The sequence below is a fragment of the Pseudomonadota bacterium genome (genome assembly GCA_016927275.1).
Lineage (GTDB): Bacteria > UBA10199 > UBA10199 > 2-02-FULL-44-16 > JAAZCA01 > JAFGMW01.
This window is the reverse complement of record JAFGMW010000069.1, coordinates 1-4,341: the sequence shown is the minus strand read 5'-3', so window position 1 is coordinate 4,341 and position 4,341 is coordinate 1. Positions and strand designations below refer to the sequence as shown.

Sequence of the window (4,341 nt, the reverse complement as noted above, 5' to 3'; positions counted from 1 at the left end):
GGCCCTGTCAGAGAAAAAAACGTCCGCAGGCCCCTGATCATAGAAAGCTCAGGGTCATCATCACGGTGAGCGCGATCACCCCCACCACCGTGACCCATGCGACAGAGTTCCAGATGCGGCCGTTTGTGAACTCCCCCATCACGTCGCTGCGGTTGGCCAGCACGATCATGAAGATGAGGATGAAGGGCAGCACCACGCCGTTTACCACCTGCGAGAGCACCATCATGCGGAAGAGCGGGAATCCGGGTATGAGCACCACCCCCATGCCGATGAGGATAGTGGCGGTGAATAGGCCGTAGAACTGCGGCGCCTCGGAGAAGCTCTTGTTGATGCCGGCCTCGAAGCCGAGCCCCTCGCAGACGTAGTAGGCCACCGCCAGCGGCAGCACGCAGGCGGCGAAGATCGAGGCGTTGAACAGGCCGAAGGCGAAGAGCCACGAGCAGTACCGGCCGGCCAGCGGCTCGAGCGCGAGCGCCGCGTCGGCCGCGTCCACAACGCGGATCCCGGCCGGATACAGGGTGGCGGCGCAGGCCACTATTATGAAGAAGACCACCACGCCGGCCATGATGCAGCCGATCACCGCGTCCCAGCGCGAGTGACGGAACTGCTCCGCGGTCACCCCCTTCTCCACTATCGATGCCTGCAGGAAGAAGAGCTGCCAGGGCGCGATGGTCGTCCCTATGACGCCTATCAGCATGTAGAGGTACGGCATGTCGAATCGTATCCTGGGGGTCACCATGGCCATGCCGACCTCGCCCCAGCCCGGCCCGGCGAGAAAACCGGAGACTATGTACGAGAGGTAGAAGACGCACGCGACGAGGAAGACCTTCTCGACCAACTTGTAGGTCCCCTTGACCACGAGCAGCCACACGAGCAACGCGGCGATCGGGACGCTTATGTACTTGGAGACGCCGAAGATGCCTAGGCTCGCCGCCACGCCCGAGAACTCGGACATGGTGTTGCCGAGGTTGGTGACCATGAGCGCCAGCATGGCGTAGAAGGTGACCCTGGCGCCGAAGTTCTCGCGGATGAGGTCCGCGAGCCCCTTCCCCGTGATCGCGCCCATGCGGGCGTTCATCTCCTGGACCACGATGAGGGCGAAGACCACCGGCACCACCGCCCAGAGCAGGCCGTAGCCGAAGTGCGCGCCTGCCACGGAGTAGGTGGCGATGCCGCCCGCGTCGTTGTCCACGTTGGCGGTGATGATGCCGGGCCCCAGCACCGCGAGGAAGATCGCGATGTTCCGCCAGAACCCCCTGCGCCCCGGCGTCTTCATCCTGTGGGTGATTTCGTCAGCCATCAGAGCCCGCCGCGTTTGCCCCATGCCTGTTCGACCGCCGCGTGCAGCACGTCGTCCACGGTGATGATCCCCTCGAGCTTTCCGTCGTCGTCGATCGCGGGCAGCGTGTAGAGGTTGTACTTGTCCATGGTGTAGGCCACGTCCTTGACCGAGGTCTCGACGTTGACCGCGGGGGGCTTCTGCTGCATCACGTCGGCGATCTTCGCCTCCATCGGCTCGAGCAGGAGCCTGCGGAACGACACGGAGCCCATGAGCACGTCGTGCTCGTCCACCACGAACGCGCTGTAGATCGTCTCAGCCTTCTGGATCTCCACGCAGCGGATGTGGTCGATCGCCTGGCCGACGGTCATGGAGGGCCGAAGCGCGATGAACTCCTTGGTCATGAGGCCTCCGGCCGAGTCGGCCTCGTGCTCCATGAGGTCCGAGATCTCGCGGGCCTTCTTGGCCGAGAGCATGCCGATGATGCGGTCCGCGTCGCGCTTCTGGAGTTTGGCCAGCAGGTCCGTCGCCTCGTCGGACGGCATGCGCTCGAAGAGGCGCACCGCGGTCTGGGCGTCCAGCTCCTCTATGATGTCCCTCTGAATCTTGAGGTCGAGCTCGGTGATGGTGTCCACCTGGCCCTGGACGTCCAGCGTCTTGATGAGCGCCGCCCGCTGGTACGGGTCGAGCTCGGCGAGCATCTGCGATATGTCGGAGGGCGGGATCTGCTTGAGCTGCCGCATGTCGACGTTGAGCTGGATCTGGCCGGTGGGCGACTGTATGGAGAGCGGCTGGACGTATTTCCAGGAGATGAGCCCCTCCTCGTTGAGGTAGCGCGCGTGCCTGTTGAACAGGCGCACGACCCCGTCGACCGCCCGCTCCCAGCCGAGCCTTCGTATCAGGCCGCGGAAACCGATGTCCACATGGGCGAGCCTCAGGTCGTCGTCCACCTTGAGGAAGTGCAGGTCGTTGACGCGCACGAGCTTTCTGTTGAACGTGTCGACCACCTGCTGGTCCAGGATGTTGCGGCGGAGCGTGGGCTCGTCCCCGTTGCGGTAGGAGGCGACCTCGGAGAGCGTCTCGATCGGGACCTTGAGCTGAAGCCCGCGGTCGGTCTGGTGGACGTCCTTCCAGTCCACGACGAAGTACCGTCTTTTGAACGTGCCCCTCGAGACGACGAGGGAGGTTATGCGCGGATAGACCTCGTCGAGGCGCGCGGCGAAGTCGTAGGGGTGCCCCACATATCTTCCGTGGCGGTCGAGAACGTCCCTTCTCGCGATATCCGTGAAGTAGGTGAACATAATGTGCTACTGCCAGGGCCTTGGCTTTCCATTTTGGGGGCGGACATTACTCCTCGTCGACTCCATTGCAAGCAAAATCAGCCACTTCAGAGCACGTCCATGACCCCCGGGAGCACCATGCTCGGCCGGTAGAGCCCCACCGCCAGGCTCTCCTTGGTGAGCCCCACGAGCCTCTCGGCCAGGCGCTCGTCCATGAGCCCCTTCCTGATGGAGGCCCTTATGCTGCGGCGGAGCCTCGCGGCATAGTCGAGCCTGCTGAGTCCCGCCGGATCGATCTCGAGGCAGGGGGCGCGCTCCGGGTCTCGCAGGAAGCCGAGCGCCGCATCCATGGTGAGGTCCATGTAGTGGGCGCGGTTCTCGTCCTCTATGGGGAATCGGGAGCGCGCGGCGTAGGCGCGCAGGCTCGCCCGCAGCCCGCGCATCTTCTGCAGGATGAGGATCGAGTTGAATATCCGCTTGTTGGTGGAGAACGAGAACAGGGTCTTTCTGAGCACGCGCTCGAGCAGCCGGTCGAACTCCTCTACGGTGGATTCGGTGACGTCGCCCAGGATCTCCCACGCCTCCTCGGAGACGCCGACGTCGAACCGCATCTCCCAGTAGGTGTGCGTGAGCATCCTCGTGGCCCAGCTGCGCACGATCTTGAACGGGATGTAGTAGTTGTGCGCGACGATGTCGGCAGCCAGGTGCATGAGATAGCCGTAGGCGGCCGCCCTCTGCACCTCGGAGTCCGCCTCGGAGAGGATGAGTTTCCCCATCCTCCAGTTGTGGCAGTGGTGCAGATAGCCGAAGTAGCGCTTGCCTATGACGATGTCCGGGCTCGCAGAGCCGTACACGAACGCCTCGGGGAAGCGGCGCATGAGATCCGCGATCATGGGCGATATGGCGGCCAGCTGCGCCATGGCCCCGAGCGCCACGTCCACGTGCATGCCGGGCCCCCAGGCGTGGGCCACCGCCGGCAGGAGGAGGACCGCGGCGAATGCAATTACTGCATGGACAAGCGGCATGGCCGAAACTATAGTCCCGCACCTCGAAATCGTAAAGCGGGAGTTGCCGATGCCCGGACGGGAGAGATCGAAAGAACTCCTCGAAGGAGCGCGAAAGGTGCGCGCCCTCCTCGAGTACGCGGCGAGCCTGGGGCTCACCGAGCTGCCCGTGGTCAAGGCGCATGCGCGGAAAGGGCGCAGCGCGGCCTTGAGGCCCGTGATACCGAGGATTGCCGAGGGTGACAGGGCCGGGGCCATGGCGGCGCTGCGCGCGAAGATCGGGGAGTGCAAGATGTGCAAGCTCCACAAGGGGCGCACGAAGGTCGTCTTCGGGGCGGGGAATCCGGGGGCGGAGCTCATGTTCATCGGCGAGGGCCCGGGCCGCGACGAGGACATGCAGGGCGAGCCGTTCGTGGGGCTCGCGGGGCAGCTCCTCACCAAGATAATCAAGGCCATGGGCCTCTGCCGTGACGATGTCTACATAGCCAACATCATCAAATGCCGTCCCCCGAACAACCGCAACCCGGAGCCCGACGAGGTCGCCGCCTGCATCGGGTTCCTCATGAGCCAGGTCGAGATAATCAGGCCCAGGGTGATCGTCTGCCTCGGTGGAGTCGCCCTCCAGAGCCTCTTCAGCCCCGATCTCAAGATCAGCAGGGCCAGGGGCCGCTTCCTTGAGTGGCAGGGGATCCCGGTGATGCCCACCTACCACCCCGCGTTCCTGCTCAGGAACGAGGCTATGAAGAAGCCGGTCTGGGAAGATATGCAGAAGGTGATG

The 4,341-nt window shown here is 64.4% G+C and carries 4 protein-coding genes; 1 reads left to right on the top strand and 3 read right to left on the bottom strand.

Annotation, left to right across the window (positions count from 1 at the left end):
* Nucleotides 1–37: 37 nt before the first annotated feature.
* The 3 genes from JXA24_04440 to JXA24_04430 form a co-directional block, all read right to left on the bottom strand.
* Nucleotides 38–1,276 carry an Nramp family divalent metal transporter gene (locus tag JXA24_04440; GenBank protein ID MBN1283003.1) on the bottom strand — a complete coding sequence of 413 codons (1,239 nt, stop codon included), beginning with the start codon at nt 1,274–1,276 and terminating at the stop codon, nt 38–40.
* A 23-nt stretch (nt 1,277–1,299) separates the two neighbouring features.
* Nucleotides 1,300–2,580, bottom strand: coding sequence for a magnesium transporter (locus tag JXA24_04435; protein MBN1283002.1), 1,281 nt, complete (start codon nt 2,578–2,580; stop codon nt 1,300–1,302).
* A gap of 86 nt (nt 2,581–2,666) precedes the next feature.
* A complete protein-coding gene (locus JXA24_04430) occupies nt 2,667–3,584 on the bottom strand; it encodes a zinc dependent phospholipase C family protein (GenBank protein ID MBN1283001.1) in 918 nt (305 codons plus the stop codon).
* Nucleotides 3,585–3,633: 49 nt separating this feature from the next.
* Between JXA24_04430 and JXA24_04425 the strand changes: the two genes are divergently transcribed.
* Nucleotides 3,634–4,341, top strand: a 708-nt coding sequence (locus JXA24_04425) for a uracil-DNA glycosylase (GenBank protein MBN1283000.1), incomplete at its 3' end; no start/stop codon positions are given.

Coding starts and splice junctions, on each gene's coding strand:
- JXA24_04440 (MBN1283003.1), bottom strand. CDS start 1,276: ATGAAGACGCCGGGGCGCAGGGGGTTCTGGCGGAACATCGCGATCTTC.
- JXA24_04435 (MBN1283002.1), bottom strand. CDS start 2,580: ATGTTCACCTACTTCACGGATATCGCGAGAAGGGACGTTCTCGACCGC.
- JXA24_04430 (MBN1283001.1), bottom strand. CDS start 3,584: ATGCCGCTTGTCCATGCAGTAATTGCATTCGCCGCGGTCCTCCTCCTG.